Raw genomic sequence first — 15,968 nt, 5'->3', positions numbered from 1 at the left:
CGGTCCAAACAAAAAGTCTACTTGGCTATCAGCTCTTTTGCCTGTTCGACCCAGCGCTCCCGTTCGATTCTCCCCTTGAAGTTCAGCCTTTGTGAAAAATCCTCAATTTCCGCACTACTCCAGGCTGCAATTTGTGCATAGCTTTTAATCCCATACTCCTGCAGTTTCTTCTCGATGACAGCGCCGATGCCTTTGATCATCTGGAGATCGTTCGTGTTTTTGGCCGCTGACCGGCTGGCCGCAGGCTTATTCGCCGCAGGTTTATTGACGGTACGTCGCTTGGTTACCGGCGAAGCCTTTCTGGCACCTTCGTCCAGCATCTTTCGCAATGCCTTGAACTCCTTCTCCAACACATCGACCCTGGCCTTCAGCGCTTTGTGATGATCAGAGGTGGTGAATCTTTTTTTCAGTTTTTTCTGGATTTTGTCTTGCAGTACTTTACTTGATTTACTCTTCTTGGGCATCAAACTTCCCCTTTTTCATGTGGTTATTTTTCCAGTCTAAGTATTTATTATGGAACAAAAATACTGTTTTTTCAGGAATGATGGAGAGGTTATATCCCAACCGGACATTTCTCAGGCGAAAAATCATGGCCACTTCTGCATGCATCCGTCTGACCTTTTTCGTATTCATCCGGTAAGCGGGATTCATTCATGGGCCATTTAGACTTTATCACTTGTTAGTGGATAGACGCAGACGGGTGTTTTATCGTCTAAAGTTCAGTTATACGATTCACCATCACATCTTAGATGGCTATAACACCAATACACCAGAGGAGATACCGATGCTGGTAAGCGACTATATGAGTTCCACACCCATCACCGTTCAGCAAGAGGATAATTATGATCTGGCTTTCGAGATCATGGAAAAGAAAAACATGCACCACCTACCGGTCGTAGACAACGAAAACCAAGTGGTCGGCATCGTAACACGACGGGATCTTCAACTCGCTGCCCGCTATTTCAAAGAGGCTCCGGTGGAGATCGCCGAAGTCATGCATACCCCGGTATTCACCACTTCCGCAAGCGCTCCCCTTGCCTCGGCGGCCAAGCAGATGAACGACAACCGGATCGGCTGTCTGCCGGTTATCGGCGATGACAAACATGTCGCCGGCATGCTCACCGAAACCGATCTCTTCCGTGCACTGACCGATTTACTGGACAGTTAGCAGACGAGCAATACTGATCCAATTTTAGAGTCACTGACTAATGCCCCGGCCGTCACACCCACGACGGCCGGTCCATCTTCTTGGGAACAATCACTGTCTCAGCCACAATAGGCTCGCGAGCAACAATTCAATAGTCGTTTGATCTTCATGTAAATACTCACGTGAGCCATTTTCCATTTCCGTGCGCACAACAACCCGATGAGGTTGTATGCCTGTTATATCAAGATGTCTGGATGAATCGAATTCCATCCAAGGCTGAAAATCACCACGACGACCCGTTAACAGGCCCTGCGCCGCTCAATCATCACTGTGCAGAAAAAGGTTCATCACCTTCTTGAAAAATCCCCCCGGCGCAATGGTGATCTGGGCATTGTCGTGGTTGATCTCTTCCATTGCATAGCTGGTGACTTCCACACCGGCTTCGCGGTACATTTCGCTGGAGAGTTTCAGGTCGTCAGCCCATCGGGAGAGAAAATCCCCACTGGGTGCGATATAGACGATACGCCCCACCTCCTCCTGGATCAGTTTCGATGCACAGCGTGGGCAGGGCGGATGAGTGACATAGACAGTACAGCCGGTGAGATCACGCTTGGCGAAGATCATCGCATTCTCTTCAGCATGAATGGTCAGGTTGAGCTTGCAGTCGCGGTCGCCCAACCGCTCCTGTTTATCCTCCACACCGGCTGCGAATCCGTTGTAGCCAAGTGAGATAATGCGGTTCCCATCGGTGATAACAGCGCCGACTTGGGATGAGGGATCCTTGCTCCAGGCTGAGATATAGGCTGCCAGCCCGAGAAATCGGGTATCCCATTTGGTCATTAGTGTTGATCGTCGCCTGTCGGCGCAACTTTGGCTGCCGCCTCTTCCATCATTTTCTTCAATTCACCACTCTGGTGCATCTCCAGGGTAATGTCGCAACCGCCAATCAGATCGCCATCGATGTAGATCTGTGGAAAGGTCGGCCAATCGGCATAGCGTGGCAGGTTCTCGAAGATCTCCTGATCGGCGAGCACATTGACGTAGGCGAATGGCACCCCGCAATCCTGCAGGGCAGCCGCAGCACGGGATGAGAAGCCGCACATAGGGAACTGGGGTGTACCCTTCATGTAGATAACTACCGGATTGTGCTCGACCTGCTCTTTGATTCTGTCCAAGACATCCATCGTGTATACCTCACAATATGGGTTATCGTGTCTATATGGGGTGCTTACTGTAAGATTCAAACACGATCTTATCAGGGAATTCTATCTATTTGTGCCGGGATAAAAAACCCGTAATAATCCAAGCGTACACCTTTTTGACACGACAGGGCTCGAGAAGTTGTCGACACAGATCCAACTGTGCCGGTCCGGCATGTCTGATACGAAACGCAGGCAGCCGACAAGATCCACTTACCGGCGAATCGATGAATGCAGGCTATCCTTGGTACAGGCAAAACCACAATGAACACGACGACAACAAGGGAATTAAACGACTGAAATAAATCCCAAGTGGCGTAAAATCATTGAGCAATCCTAAGCTTAACCGTAATCAGACTGCATTATCGGCAGGGAATTGTGATACAGACAGAAGATATCGACAATTTAAAAAAAAGTGTTTCACTGCTTGAAGATCATATCGGTTTTAAACTGGAACCAATTCTCCACTATGCCCTGCAAGCAAGGGACAACTACACCCTGGAACACTGCAACAGGGTTGTCTCACTATCGGAGCGAATCGGCAAGCATCTCAATCTGCAAAAGCATGAGATGAATGTACTCTCGCTGGCCGCGGGTTTTCATGATATCGGCAAGATCGGCATACCCGATAACATCCTGCTCAAGCCCGGCAAGCTCAGCGGAGATGAGTACGAAGGCATCAAGGCCCATCCCAGTATCGGTGCGAATATGCTACGTACCCTGGCACACCCGCTACTCAACGAGGTTGCAGAGTGTGTTCTGCATCATCACGAACATTGGGATGGTAGTGGTTACCCGGATGGTCTGAAAGGTCACGAGATACCGGTCATCTCGCGTATTATTACCGTAGTGGATGCCTATGATGCCATGACCTCGACTCGCAGTTACCGGCAGGAGATCAGCAAACAAGATGCATTGAAGATGATCGAGTCTGAGAGCGAAAAGCAATTTTGCCCGGATGCGGTAAAAGCATTACTGGCTGTCTCCAAGGCGGATATCCCTCCCTTAAAGAAATAGACATAGCGCAGAGATTTCCCTACTTTTCCATCTGCTCTTCACAGTAGGCCTTAGCTTTCATGTTGGCGGCAACCGGATCACTCCCCTGGTCGATAAACTCCAGCGTCATCTGCTTGCGACAACCCTGGTAGTTGAAGAGTGCGACATCGACCGGATCTGAACACCCACTGACAGATACCGCCATAGCCAGTAACAAAAAACACTTCACCCCATACTCCTTGCCGGATGAAGATTGCGTTGCAGCCAGAACTCGAACAAGGCGATATGCCACAGCTTGTTGCCGCGTATTCGGGTGTGGTGCATCTCCGGCGCGGCCATCAGCATATCGATATATGACTGCCGGAAGACCCCCCGTTGTCTCGCCTCCCGGGTATCGAGTATGCCGCGCATGAACTCGAGAAATTCACCCCGTACATATTTCAAGGCAGGCATCGGGAAGTAGCCCTTGGGACGATCGATTACCGCGTCAGGGAGTATACCCCTGGCCATTGCCTTGAGGGGATATTTACCTCCCTCGCGCAGTTTCAGCTCAGGGGGGCAGCGTGCCGCCAGCTCAACCAGGTGGTGGTCGAGAAAGGGTACTCTCGCCTCCAATCCCCAGGCCATGGTCATATTGTCCACACGCTTCACCGGATCATCGACAATCAGCATGGTCTGATCCAAATGCAATACGGCGTCGATCAATGTCTCCGCATCGGACGCGCTGAGCCGCTCGGCAATCAGCTCCCGCGTATAGTCGGCGCCGCCATACTCCGCACTGACCATGCGCAAGTACTCATCGTGATCGCGGTCGAAGTAGTGTTTGGCGAATCTCTCCACCGCTTTGCCATTGTGCTCCTGCATGATGCGCGAATACCAGAAGTAGCCGCCGAAGACTTCATCGGCCCCCTGCCCGGACTGCACCACCTTGATCTGCCGGGAGACCTGTTCTCCGAGCAGATAGAAGGCCACCGCATCCTGGCCGAACATCGGTTCGGCCATGTTATCCACCGCTTCAGGCAACCGTTTCAACACCTCGCTGTTGGGTACCAGGAACTTATGGTGCCGGGTATCGTATCGCTCGACCACCGGATCGGAGTATTCGAACTCACTCCCCTTCTCTTCCGGCTGATCTTCGAAACCCACTGAAAAGGTCCTCAAATCCCTGGCGCCGGACTCTGCCAGCAATGCCACCAACAGGCTGGAATCGAGACCGCCGGAGAGCAACACGCCGACAGGCACATCGGCAATCTCATTGCGTTTACGCACCGCTTCGCGAAGCGTGTCATGTATCGCCTCCAGCCACTCCCCGTCCGATAACGGTACTTCGGGACGGGTGGCGGGATAGCGCCAATAGGTGCGAATACGCTCCGTACCATTCGCTTCGATCACCATACAGTGACCCGGTGCCAGTTTGCGTACACCCCGAAAGATGGTCAGCGGTGCCGGCACCACACCGTGCAGGGTAAACTGGTGATGCAGGGCAACGGGATCGATAGCGGTATCCACGCCGCCCGCAGCCAACAGCGCCTGGGTGTTGGAAGCGAATCTGAAACGCCTCCCGTTCTGGGTGTAGTAGAGAGGTTTGATCCCGAAACGGTCTCTGGCCAGAAACAGACGCTGCCGTTGACAATCCCATACCGCAAAGGCAAACATACCGTGCAGACGGTCGACACAATCCTCACCCCAGGCATGGTAGGCCTTGAGAATCACTTCGGTATCGCCACTGGAGAAGAAGTGATATCCAAGCCCTTGCAGGGTAGTCCTGAGTTCCTTGTAATTATAGATGGCGCCGTTGTATACCAATGCCAGGCTCAGCTCCTGATCCAGCATTGGCTGATGCGCGTGCTCGGACAGGTCGATGATGGATAGCCGCCGGTGGCCGAATCCCAATGCGCCGTCGCTGTAACTCCCGCCATGGTCGGGACCGCGCTGGCGCAATCTTTCGTTCATTCTCTCGATAGCCGCCAGATCGGCTGGCCCACCATCGAAACGCAGTTCACCGCAGAGTCCACACATAACAAACTGAATCCGGATAACAATCCCACGTCCGAGCCTACACCAAGCCCTTTTATGTGTCATGCCATAACATTGCGGGAGTAGTGACTTTGAAACAAACCTGGTACACAATCGTCTCGTAAACGCAATGCTGACCGCACTTGAACCTAGTCAGTGTAAAAAACGCTGACATACACGCAAAAGGAAAGGATAATGTCACGGATGACTGAGACCCTGCCGTCAAACCCCGGGTTGGAGCATGCACGTGAAGTGCTGCGACATACCTTTGGTTACTCCGACTTCCGTCCGCCACAGGATCGAATCATCAGCCATTTGATCGATGGCGGCGACGCCATTGTGTTGATGCCCACCGGTGGCGGCAAGTCCCTCTGTTACCAGATACCTGCAATCGTGAGAGAGGGCACCGGCATTATCATCTCGCCCCTGATTGCATTGATGCAGGATCAGGTCAACAGCCTGCGTCAATACGGGGTTCGCGCCGCTTTTCTCAACTCGGCATTGACCCCCGAAGAGGCCCATCAGGTAGAACGGCAACTCCTTCGGGAAGAACTCGACCTCCTCTATGTCGCACCGGAACGACTACTGACGCCCCGCATGCTCGATCTGCTCATGCAGTCACGGATCGCCCTGTTCGCCATTGATGAAGCCCATTGCGTCTCCCATTGGGGACACGACTTTCGCCCTGAATACATACAGCTTTCGCAGCTGCATGAACGCTTCCCGGAAACCCCCAGAATCGCCCTCACGGCCACTGCGGATAAACCGACACGCAAAGAGATCGTACAACGCCTGGCCCTGCAGCAGGCCGGTGAGTTCATCGCTGGTTTCGATCGGCCAAATATCCGATATCAGATCAGCGAAAATGACGGCAATGCCAAACAACGCCTGCTACGATTCATCCGCCAGGAACACCCGGACGAATCCGGTATCGTCTACTGTCTTTCTCGCAAACGGGTAAATGAGATCGCCGCCTGGCTGCAAGAAAACGGGATCGATGCCCTCCCATACCATGCAGGCTTGGACAATAGGAGCCGTCAGCATCACCAGACCCGATTCCTGCGCGACGAAGGGGTGGTGATCGTCGCAACCATCGCCTTCGGCATGGGCATAGATAAACCCGATGTCCGTTTTGTCGCCCATCTCAACCTGCCGAAGAGTATCGAGGCCTATTACCAGGAGACGGGACGTGCCGGCCGCGACGGACAGGCCGCGAACGCCTGGATGATATACGGTCTGCAGGACGTCATCACCTTACGTCAGATGCAGGCCTCCTCCGACGCCGACGAATCACACAAACGGGTCGAACGCCACAAGCTCGATGCGATGTTGGCATTCTGCGAAATCACCACCTGCCGCCGCCAGACACTCCTCGCCTATTTCGACGATCATCTCGAACACCCCTGTGGTAACTGTGATACGTGCCTGCAGCCTCCCGAGACCTGGGATGCCACCGTCGCCTCACAGATGGCCCTCTCCTGCGTGCATCGGACCGGCCAGCGCTTCGGCGTCAATCATCTGATCGACGTCCTGCTTGGCAAGGAGAGTGATCGCATATCGCAATTCGGCCACCACCGGGTCAGCACCTTCGGTATCGGTAAAGATCTCACGGCCACCGAATGGCGTACTGTCTATCGTCAATTGATTGCCCGCGGCCTGTTGGCTGTCGACCTGGAGGGTTATGGCGGGCTCCGCCTGACCCAGGCAAGCAGGCCGGTGTTGCGGGGCGAGACCCGGCTGATGTTGCGCAAGGCACGAAAAATGGGTGCTAAACAACAACGCAAACAACCCCGCATTGCTGAAATCAGCGACGGCAATCAAGCCATATGGCAGGCATTGAGAAACCTTCGCCTCGAACTCGCACAGACACAAGGGGTGCCGGCCTATGTGATCTTCCACGATGCAACCCTGATAGAGATGGCGGAAAAGAGACCAAGGGATAAACAGCAGCTGGCACTGATATCGGGTGTTGGCGATCACAAACTCGAGCGCTATGGAGATGCATTTTTATCGCTATTGAAAGACGACCTTGAGGGTGCGCAGAACCACTCTACGGATACGGTCGATTTGCCGACCAATCCAGCCTGATCCCGCCAGAGGTCGTCTATAATGTCTAACCAGTTCTCATTTCCAGAGTCCACCATTGATAAAATCCATAAAATCTTTGTAAGTATTGCCGGTACATAGAAGATAAAGAAGAATCTATACCAACCATCAAACTGAGGTACACGCATGATGGATCCTAAAACGCTCGTCAAAGATCTTGATCATCTGGTCTCCCTGCCCGATATCTGTATTCGCGTGAATCAGCTGATGGGGTCCGGCAATTACTCCTCAACACAGGTTGCCGATATCATAAGCCAGGATGCCGATATCTCCGCCCGGCTGCTACGCGTGGTCAACAGTTCGTTTTACGGTCTGCCGGCGAAGATCGAAACCCTCTCCCGCGCCATCACCATCGTCGGAGCGGATGAGTTAAGGAATCTTGTCATGGCAGCCACCGCCATGCGCACCTTCACCGGTATTCCCAAGCAGCTGGTCGACATGACTGAGTATTGGCAACATTCAGTCACCACCGGGGTGATGGCCCAATCCCTGGCCAAACACTGCAATATTCTGCACAGCGAACGACTTTTCGTTATGGGTCTGCTGCACGATGTGGGGCGGCTGGTGATCTATCTGACGTTGCCTGAAAAAGCCACCGATATCCTCTATATCACAGGTGGCGATAACTGGGTATTGCCACAGACCGAAACCGAGGTTCTAGGTTTCACCCACCTGGATGTGGGTGCCGAACTGATGCACGCGTGGGGCCTGCCCGAGAGTTTCGCAGCGGTGGCCGGATACCATGACGATCCTAAGCAAGCGGGTGATTATCAGCTGGAGACATCCCTTGTGCATATCGCCAAGGCGATCGCCAACGGGGAGATGGTCGGCCTGAACGTAGAAGAGATGCTATGGGCCATCAACCCTTTCGCCTGGGAAATGACGGGTCTGAGCGCGGAAACCGTATCGCCTATGATTGAAGAGATGGTGACAAAAAGCCATGAGGCTTTGAGCTTGATCACACCCCAATACAAACAAGCTCTCGCTTAACTGCAGGCAGGTCGAGCCAGGTCCGTCCACCTCTGGTCAAGTCCCGGGATGAGAAGATGCCGGCCGAACCGGAACGACACCCCAACCACCTCCGCCGGGCGTCTCAATGGAGACGGTATCGCCTGCTTCGACCATCAATGCGATCTTGGCCGGCAGGGGTGTTCCGTTATGGCTGTTGACCCCTGCCTTGCCGGGTTGACCACCGGCGCACCCCCAGGGTGGATGAACACGTCTTTCGGTCAGTAGCGTTACCTGGGTCGGCGCGAGGAATCTGAAACACCTGACCAGACCATCGCCCCCCCTTCTGACACCCTGACCGCCCGAGCCCCGACGTAACCCGTAGCTGACGACCCTGACAGGAAAACGCGCCTCGATCACCTCGATTGGCGTGTTCAGTGTATTGGTCATATGGGTCTGCACACCATGCAGTCCACCGCCCTGCTTTCCCGCCCCCATGCCGCCGCCTATGGTTTCGTAATAGTCCCAGCGAAACTCCCCACTGACACTCCCCATCGCCAGATTATTCATACTGCCGTGACTGGCGGCGGGTATCTCATCAGGCAACACCTGGGCGAGGGCACCCAATACGACATCCACAACCCGGGTACTGGTCTCAACATTACCCGCGGCAACTGCAGCCGGACGTTTTGCGTTCAGCAGACAGCCTGGGGGGACATGCAATTCGATGCCCCTGAAACTGCCTGCACAGGCCGGTGTTTGCGGCGGCATCAGACAACGAAACACATAGTAGACCGCGGCGGCGGCCACCGATAACGGTGAATTGATGTTTCCCGGAACCTGATCGGCGGTACCACTGAAATCCACCAGAATCCGTTCCGGTTTCACGTCAAGTCTGACCTGAATGGGAATATCTCCATTGCCCTGACCGTCATCATCCATCAGATCCTTGAAACGGTACTCGCCTGCCGGTATCCGTTTAAGCGCCTCCCTCGCCAGACGCTCCGCATAGGCATTGAGTGCCTCCAGACCGGACAGGAAGGCACTCCTGCCCCATTCGTCGATCAACTGTGCGAGCCGTTTCAAACCACTCCTGTTGGCGCTGATCTGAGCCGCGAAGTCGCCTTCAGACTCTCCAGGATTGCGATTGGCCCGAGTGATCATGGAGAGAAAACCGTTATCGAGAGACCCTCCCCTGATAAGCTTGCCCGGCGGTATCACACGTCCCTCCTGATCGAGAGAGCGGGAGACCGGCATCGAACCCGGCGAACTGGCGCCGATATCGGCATGGTGCGCACGATTGACCAGAAACGCAGTTAACCGGCCTGCGTGGAAAAGGGGTGCGATAAGGGTGACATCGGGCAGATGGGTGCCGCCCATGAAGGGATCGTTGAGTACGACCATATCGCCCTCGTGCCACTCCACCCTGGCGACAATGTCCGCCATGGCGTAGGCCATGCTGCCGAGATGGACAGGTATGTGCGCCGCCTGGGCGCAAAGTTCGCCCTTGGCGTCGAACACCGCACAGGAGAAATCGAGCCGGTCGCGAATATTGGGTGAGAAGGCGGCATTGCGCAGCACCGCACCCATCTCGTCACAAACCGCCTCCAGACGCGAGGAGAAGATACTCAGTTCGACCGCGTCCATAAATCTCCAACTATTTTATTCATCCAAAACCTGAGGCCAGATTGCCTGTTATCTAATTTGCAAATCCAGAATGATCCAACCATGTAGTAGACATCAAACCAGGATGGGGGATAAATAGTAAAATTTCACAATCTTTGGGTGGTTGCATCTTAAACAACACAGCTTAATGACAGACACAGGTGTAGGCGCCTGACGGCTATATTCTGCAGTAGCGGCAGGGATGCCGCGCAAGCCACGGCAGCACAGGGAGGTGCTGTCGGGGCGTCGGAAGAATATAGCCGTCAGGCGCCGGGGTTCGACAGCTCACAAAGTGATCCTTACAGCATAATGTTACTTTACATGCATGCACACAATAACATTTTATATGCCAGCCGTATTAACAAGCCGATAAAATCGCTGTGCCACACCAAACCCGGCTACTCAAACCCAATAAGAGTGGTATTATTTTCCCCCACAACTCACCCAGTTGCATCCTAGCATTAGCATCGCTAAAATAGCTGACCATTCTACTAGGTTATAGCCTGGATCTCTCATTAACGAGGATCACAACAAGAATTCTTATCTAACGAAGGAGCACCATTCCATGGCACATGAACTACCCGCCCTGCCCTATGCAATCGACGCACTGGAACCCGTCATTTCCAAAGAGACACTGGAGTTTCATCACGGCAAGCACCACAACACCTATGTGACCAATCTCAACAACCTGATACCCGGCACTGAGTTTGAGAACGCCTCCCTGGAAGATACCATCATGAAATCATCCGGCGGCGTATTCAACAATGCGGCACAGATCTGGAATCACACCTTCTACTGGAACTGCCTGCGAAGCCCGAACGATGACAACGCGCCAGGCGGCGCCCTGGCGGGCGCCATCGATGCGGCCTTCGGCTCCTTTGACGAGTTCAAGAAACAGTTCGCCACCTCCGGCGCAACCAACTTCGGTTCCGGCTGGACCTGGCTGGTACAGAACGATGACGGCAGCCTGGAAATCTTCAACACATCGAATGCGGGCACACCCATGACCTCAGGCAAGAAGGCCTTGCTGACCGCCGATGTCTGGGAACACGCCTACTACATCGACTATCGTAATGCTCGCCCCGCCTATCTGGAGGCGTTCTGGAAGGTGGTCAACTGGGACTTTGTCGCAAGCAACATGAGCTAAGCGCCCTATCACCCGCCGGTATGGATGCATACCGGTGGGGTTTGATCAACCACATCCTCGCCCCACTCCATCATCCTGTATCGTCGCAACGTTCTAAACCGAACTCTCATTGAAAAATATATGCGGCTCTGAGTAAGCATGCTTAGCCGAAACCATACCCATCACAGAGTGTATCTTTCATATCGTTCCCACCCTCCAACGTGGGAATACATAGCTAAGCAGGGTATCAAGGTGAGATATGGGTTCCCACGCGGGAGCGTGGGAACTATGGGATGATTTTGTAAAAAAACAATCTGTTTATTGATGCCATATCTATATTACGATATAGAACCAATAAAGTTCCTTTCAAAACCGACTGCGGGGCTTATCAGACACTTGCCCCAATTAATCAGGGAGGCACTCTATGGCTGAGACGATATCAAAAAAAGAGATTGAGCACCTCCAGGTACAACCCTACAGTGAAATGCGAGATGACTTGCAGACAGGCGACCTGGTCTTCTGCTCAGGATCATATTTTTTTTCACAGGCAGTACAGAAATTCACCAAATCCGTCTGGAGTCATGTCGGCATGATCTATAAGGATCCGACCCTGGAGCGGATCTTCGTCTTGGAGAGCGAGACGATGATAGGCGTGCGTCTGGCGCCGTTATCCAAGTATCTGCGCGACTACCACGGCAGAAACCGTCCCTATAAAGGCAACATCGTGATTGCAAGGGTGGATCCGCCGGTTGACAAACAAAAGCTCAACCAGGCTATCAGCTATGGGATGGACGAACTCACCAAGCCCTATGACAATTTCGAGATCATTCGCATTGGAATTCGCATCCTGTTCAAGATCAGCCGCCGCACACGAGACCGGAAATATATCTGTTCAGAGCTTGTTTACGACTGTTTCGACAGTGTAGGGGTACCTTTCAACCTGCGGGACGAATACGTGAGTCCTGACGACATCTGGCAGGATGATCAGGTACAGCCGCAATACAGAATCTATTAGCGCCAGTGCCGAAATAAAAATCATCGGGTAAATCCGCGCTTCCTGGCCTGTTTGCCCTAGTTCCCACGCTCCTACGTGGGAACGATATGAAAATTGCGTGATTTTGCGGTGATTGGCGTCCATTTGCGGCCTGTTTTTATCCGGCTATTCAGGCCCGTCGACAGTCATCACCCGGATCAGATCCGTACCCCCGGTGGTTTGACTGTAGCCACTGGTGGCTATGGCGATATCACCGCTGTTCAGCAGGCCACGCTTTCTGGCCTGTTCGATGCAAAAGGCGATCTTCGCCTCATCCGTGCTCTCCTCCTGAAAAAGAATGGGTACCACACCCCAGTTCATGCACAACCGCCGGGTCACTCTCGGTGATTGGGTGACTGCCAGTATGGGACATTCGGGCCGGTGCTTGGAGATCAACCTCGAGGTGAAACCTGTCTCGGTCAAACTGATGATGGCAGCCGCCTTCAATCGATCAGCCATATTGACGGCCGAATGACTGACCGCTTCGGTCACCACATTGGAATGGTGGGGAATGATATGCTGTAGATAGCCATACTCACGCAGCGATGCCTCGGTACGGATCGCCAACATCTCCATGGTCCTGACCGACTCCACCGGATAGTCGCCCATAGCCGATTCGCCGGACAACATCACTGCGGAGGAACCATCCAGAATGGCATTTGCCACATCACTTGCCTCGGCACGGGTCGGTTTTGGATTGTGCTCCATCGAAGCCAGCATCTGGGTGGCGGTGATCACGGGCTTGCCGTTACTCACCGTGATGCGGATGATCTTCTTCTGCATACTCGGCACATCCGCCATCGGCAGTTCCACCCCCATATCGCCCCGTGCCACCATAACCCCGTCCGACGCCGCCACGATTGCCTCGAGATTGTTTATTCCGGCGCGGTTTTCGATCTTGGCGATGATCGGGATGTCCACCCCTTTCTCGATCAGAATTTTCCGCATCCGGTTGACTTCATCGGCATCCTGGATAAACGAAGCGGCGATATAGTCGACGTCGTTCTCCGCCGCGAAGGATAGCTCCTGAAGAATATCATCACGATGTTCCGGCTCCACAGCCGCCATGGAAAGCTGGGTATTGGGCAGATTGACGCCCTTGTTCTCTTTCAGCACACCGCCCAATACAACCCTGCAGCGAACCTCCCGATCAAGTATCGATTGCACGGTGAGTTCCATCGCCCCATCATCGAGAAGAATCACATCGCCGGGATTCACCTCCTGATGCAAACGCTGATAGGTAACTGAAACCCCTTGCTGATCACCGGCACGGCCGTCGGTGAAGATGGAAAAGGTATCACCCGAAGTCAACTCAACGCTTCCCTGGAGGATCTTTCCGGTACGGATCTCAACGCCCCGGGTATCGATCATGATTGCAACCGGCATCCGCAGATTGTCCGACGCCTGACGGATAAGCCCGATACGCTGGCTATGTTCAGTATAACTGCCGTGGGATAGATTGAGCCGGGCGACACTCATGCCGGCCACAATCATCTCTTCGAGTATTTTCACCGAATCGGAGGCTGGGCCGATAGTGGCGACGATTTTGGTTTTTCGTATTGGTATTGTCTTCATCCGGTCTGCTCTTTACTTGCTAAGCGTATAAAATCATCCCAATGATCCCGATATCGATCAAGATCCTGCATGAAACCGTAATTATGGTCACCGCTCAGCTGAAGAAAACGTCTCGGCTGATGGGCGTGTTCAAACAGCAGACGACCATGATCGAAAGGTATGATCTCATCATGGCGGCTATGGATAATCATCACCGGGCTGTCGATGGCCGCCATTCGCTCTAGCGTATTATAGTGATAGCGCGCCAGCCAGCGTGCAGGCAGCCAAGGATAGAGTTCAGCGGCCATGTCCGGGACGGAAGTGAAGGTCGACTCCAGGACTACGCCCATTGGATCATTACGAGTCGCAAGGTAGGCGGCAACCGCGCCGCCAAGTGAGCGACCAAAGAGCAGGATCTTCTTCTCGGGCAGCGCTCTTATCTCAGTCAGATAACGCCATGCCGCCTCTGCATCCCGATAGAGACCTTTTTCCGACGGCTTCCCTTCACTGTTGCCATAACCACGATAATCGATGATCAATATCGCCAGCCCCAATGCGTTGAAGAGTGTCAGGGATTCCAGGCGATGGGAGATATTGCCGGCATTGCCGTGAAAAAACAGCAGTGTTGCGCGGGGTCTCTCATGGGGAATGAACCAACCGTGCAACCTCACGTTATCCGCAGTCATCAGGTCTACAGACTCAAAACCCAACCCCACGTGATGCGGCGTGGCAGCCACACGCCTCGACGGAAGATCGGGCAGATGAATCAGATTGGTCTGGTTAAGATAGAGGTAGAGTGAGATTGCCAGAAACAGCAGCAGTACCAGGGATGCCAGCAGCAATATTTCCCTCAAGAAGGTCGGCAAAGTCATACCCTGTTTCTCGCCTCGATCAGTGCCTGATACTCATCCGGGGCCAGAATCTGCCTGAGATCGATATAACTGCCGCTTTCAAATTCCTTCAGGCGTGACAAGGTTTCCAGGATCCGTTCAGCACCCTGGAGCGGCGAAAGCACTGCGCCATCTCTTCTAGCCTGCCGAAGTCGCTGCAATGCAGGATACTCCTCGCTGTCCGCCTGGGTACACAGATAATCCATCATATCCGATTCGATCAGGCCCGGCGCAATGGAAGCAATGTGGGTCGCCGGGAATTCGTGCGCGTACAGGCGTCCCAGCATATTCAGTGCGCATTTCGATAACGCATACCCGCCCCATCCCTTATTGCCCAATATGGCTGCACCGGATGATAGCAGCAGGATCTGATCGACTTTGATATGTGATTGCAACAGCCAATCCAGGATGATCTTATTCGGCCAAAGATTGATCTCCATGATCTGTTGCAACTCATCCAATGAAGTCTTGCTGATATGCTTGATCTCACCCAATATACCGGCATTGAGCACCACCAACTCCAGCGTCTCAATCCCTTGCAGCAGTTGCTCAAACTTCTCTGCAATGGCGTCAAAATCGGTAAGGTCACAATGAACATCGACAACCTCACCCGGCAGATCGCAACCCCGTCGGCTGCAGCCGAAAATCCTGTAGCCACGGGCCAACAATACTTTGCTGAGCCCCAATCCAAGACCACTGCTGTTACCTGTAATCAAAGCATTTTTCTTATCCATACCGAATCCGCAATATCCACATCTTCCTTGCACCATTCAGGGCTGGATTGGTACTCAGCATCGATCCGACGGATTTATGCAGAGGGTTCTCAACACTGACTCCAGAATCGTTCTTGCATAGTCATAGGCCGAGGCCTCTCCACTTGCCCGCGGCCCGGCAACATTCAAAATGGCAATTCCTTTGTCAGCGATGAATTGCTGAATCCGTTGCGCCGCGCGCGGCCTGTTCAGCTCCTCGGCATCGATCAACAGATAGGGCTTCCTCTGCGCAATGCAGAAGGCGAGCGTTTGCTCCGTACCGCCTGAGAGATAACCGAAATAGATAATCAGTGTAGCATCGCTATCGATGACATTTTGCAGGGTGCGTTCCGAATATCCAGCATTCGCCAGTTCCGTAACCGGATAGCATTCAGGTATCACACCATCTTCAGCCAGGCGGCCATGGGGGCACCATCCACCAGCCTCGACGCCATACGCCATGGCGGCATCCAATGCCGCTCTATCCACTCCCGTCTGTGCTCCTGATACGATCTTCAACACATTATGTTTGCCGG

The 15,968-nt window shown here is 53.5% G+C and carries 17 protein-coding genes; 6 read left to right on the top strand and 11 right to left on the bottom strand.

Going from position 1 to position 15,968, the window contains the following annotated elements:
• Positions 1–17: 17 nt before the first annotated feature.
• Entirely contained in the window at positions 18–464 is a 447-nt protein-coding gene (locus CODIS_RS08920; RefSeq protein WP_069124099.1) for a hypothetical protein, read from the bottom strand.
• Positions 448–609 carry a hypothetical protein gene (locus CODIS_RS08915; RefSeq protein ID WP_154723064.1) on the bottom strand — a complete coding sequence of 54 codons (162 nt, stop codon included), beginning with the start codon at positions 607–609 and terminating at the stop codon, positions 448–450. Before CODIS_RS08915 ends, CODIS_RS08920 begins: the two co-directional genes overlap by 17 nt.
• Before the next feature lie 175 nt (positions 610–784).
• Here CODIS_RS08915 and CODIS_RS08910 point away from each other — a divergent pair, with 175 nt between their 5' ends.
• On the top strand, positions 785–1,168 hold the full coding sequence (locus CODIS_RS08910) for a CBS domain-containing protein (RefSeq protein WP_069124095.1): 384 nt from the start codon (positions 785–787) through the stop codon (positions 1,166–1,168).
• A gap of 297 nt (positions 1,169–1,465) precedes the next feature.
• On the opposite strand, the gene CODIS_RS08905 is transcribed toward CODIS_RS08910, so the two are convergent.
• Complete coding sequence (locus CODIS_RS08905; protein ID WP_069124094.1) at positions 1,466–1,987, bottom strand: dCMP deaminase family protein; 522 nt, start codon at positions 1,985–1,987, stop codon at positions 1,466–1,468.
• Complete coding sequence (gene grxD / locus CODIS_RS08900) at positions 1,987–2,331, bottom strand: Grx4 family monothiol glutaredoxin (RefSeq protein ID WP_069124093.1); 345 nt, start codon at positions 2,329–2,331, stop codon at positions 1,987–1,989. The genes CODIS_RS08905 and grxD overlap by 1 nt, the downstream gene beginning before the upstream one ends.
• Before the next feature lie 393 nt (positions 2,332–2,724).
• Between grxD and CODIS_RS08895 the strand changes: the two genes are divergently transcribed.
• Positions 2,725–3,363: an HD-GYP domain-containing protein gene (locus CODIS_RS08895; protein ID WP_162420179.1), complete on the top strand. Its 639-nt coding sequence runs from the start codon at positions 2,725–2,727 to the stop codon at positions 3,361–3,363.
• A 19-nt stretch (positions 3,364–3,382) separates the two neighbouring features.
• On the opposite strand, the gene CODIS_RS20940 is transcribed toward CODIS_RS08895, so the two are convergent.
• Positions 3,383–3,571 (bottom strand): hypothetical protein, encoded by a 189-nt coding sequence (locus CODIS_RS20940; protein WP_154723063.1) that lies wholly within the window; start codon positions 3,569–3,571, stop codon positions 3,383–3,385.
• On the bottom strand, positions 3,568–5,361 hold the full coding sequence (locus tag CODIS_RS08890; RefSeq protein WP_069124091.1) for an N-acetylglutaminylglutamine amidotransferase: 1,794 nt from the start codon (positions 5,359–5,361) through the stop codon (positions 3,568–3,570). Before CODIS_RS08890 ends, CODIS_RS20940 begins: the two co-directional genes overlap by 4 nt.
• Positions 5,362–5,562: 201 nt before the next feature.
• Here CODIS_RS08890 and recQ point away from each other — a divergent pair, with 201 nt between their 5' ends.
• Entirely contained in the window at positions 5,563–7,446 is a 1,884-nt protein-coding gene (gene recQ / locus CODIS_RS08885) for a DNA helicase RecQ (protein ID WP_069124198.1), read from the top strand.
• Between the two features lie 144 nt (positions 7,447–7,590).
• Positions 7,591–8,454, top strand: a complete 864-nt coding sequence (locus tag CODIS_RS08880; RefSeq protein ID WP_069124088.1) for an HDOD domain-containing protein — start codon at positions 7,591–7,593, stop codon at positions 8,452–8,454.
• A 36-nt stretch (positions 8,455–8,490) separates the two neighbouring features.
• Here CODIS_RS08880 and CODIS_RS08875 read toward each other — a convergent pair whose 3' ends face one another.
• Complete coding sequence (locus tag CODIS_RS08875; RefSeq protein ID WP_069124086.1) at positions 8,491–10,059, bottom strand: hydantoinase B/oxoprolinase family protein; 1,569 nt, start codon at positions 10,057–10,059, stop codon at positions 8,491–8,493.
• A 583-nt stretch (positions 10,060–10,642) separates the two neighbouring features.
• Between CODIS_RS08875 and CODIS_RS08870 the strand changes: the two genes are divergently transcribed.
• Both CODIS_RS08870 and CODIS_RS08865 read left to right on the top strand, forming a co-directional pair.
• Positions 10,643–11,224, top strand: a complete 582-nt coding sequence (locus tag CODIS_RS08870; RefSeq protein WP_069124083.1) for a superoxide dismutase — start codon at positions 10,643–10,645, stop codon at positions 11,222–11,224.
• A 403-nt stretch (positions 11,225–11,627) separates the two neighbouring features.
• Entirely contained in the window at positions 11,628–12,218 is a 591-nt protein-coding gene (locus CODIS_RS08865) for a YiiX/YebB-like N1pC/P60 family cysteine hydrolase (protein WP_069124080.1), read from the top strand.
• 144 nt (positions 12,219–12,362) lie between these two features.
• Here CODIS_RS08865 and pyk read toward each other — a convergent pair whose 3' ends face one another.
• Genes pyk through CODIS_RS08845 form a run of 4 tightly spaced genes read right to left on the bottom strand, consistent with a single transcriptional unit; the run spans position 12,363 to position 15,954 of the window.
• The gene (gene pyk / locus CODIS_RS08860; protein ID WP_235615167.1) at positions 12,363–13,811 is read right to left on the bottom strand and encodes a pyruvate kinase; all 1,449 of its coding nucleotides are present in this window, start codon (positions 13,809–13,811) and stop codon (positions 12,363–12,365) included.
• Positions 13,808–14,662, bottom strand: coding sequence for an alpha/beta hydrolase (locus CODIS_RS08855; protein ID WP_069124078.1), 855 nt, complete (start codon positions 14,660–14,662; stop codon positions 13,808–13,810). Before CODIS_RS08855 ends, pyk begins: the two co-directional genes overlap by 4 nt.
• Complete coding sequence (locus CODIS_RS08850; protein ID WP_069124075.1) at positions 14,659–15,414, bottom strand: SDR family NAD(P)-dependent oxidoreductase; 756 nt, start codon at positions 15,412–15,414, stop codon at positions 14,659–14,661. Before CODIS_RS08850 ends, CODIS_RS08855 begins: the two co-directional genes overlap by 4 nt.
• 54 nt (positions 15,415–15,468) lie before the next feature.
• Entirely contained in the window at positions 15,469–15,954 is a 486-nt protein-coding gene (locus CODIS_RS08845) for a putative molybdenum carrier protein (RefSeq protein ID WP_069124073.1), read from the bottom strand.
• Between the last annotated feature and the right edge of the window lie 14 nt (positions 15,955–15,968).

The sequence above is a fragment of the Candidatus Thiodiazotropha endolucinida genome, assembly GCF_001715975.1.
In the GTDB taxonomy this organism is placed as follows: Bacteria; Pseudomonadota; Gammaproteobacteria; order Chromatiales; family Chromatiaceae; genus Thiodiazotropha; species Thiodiazotropha endolucinida.
The sequence above is the reverse complement of the archived record's forward strand: the minus strand, read 5'-3'. Positions and strand labels throughout refer to the sequence as shown.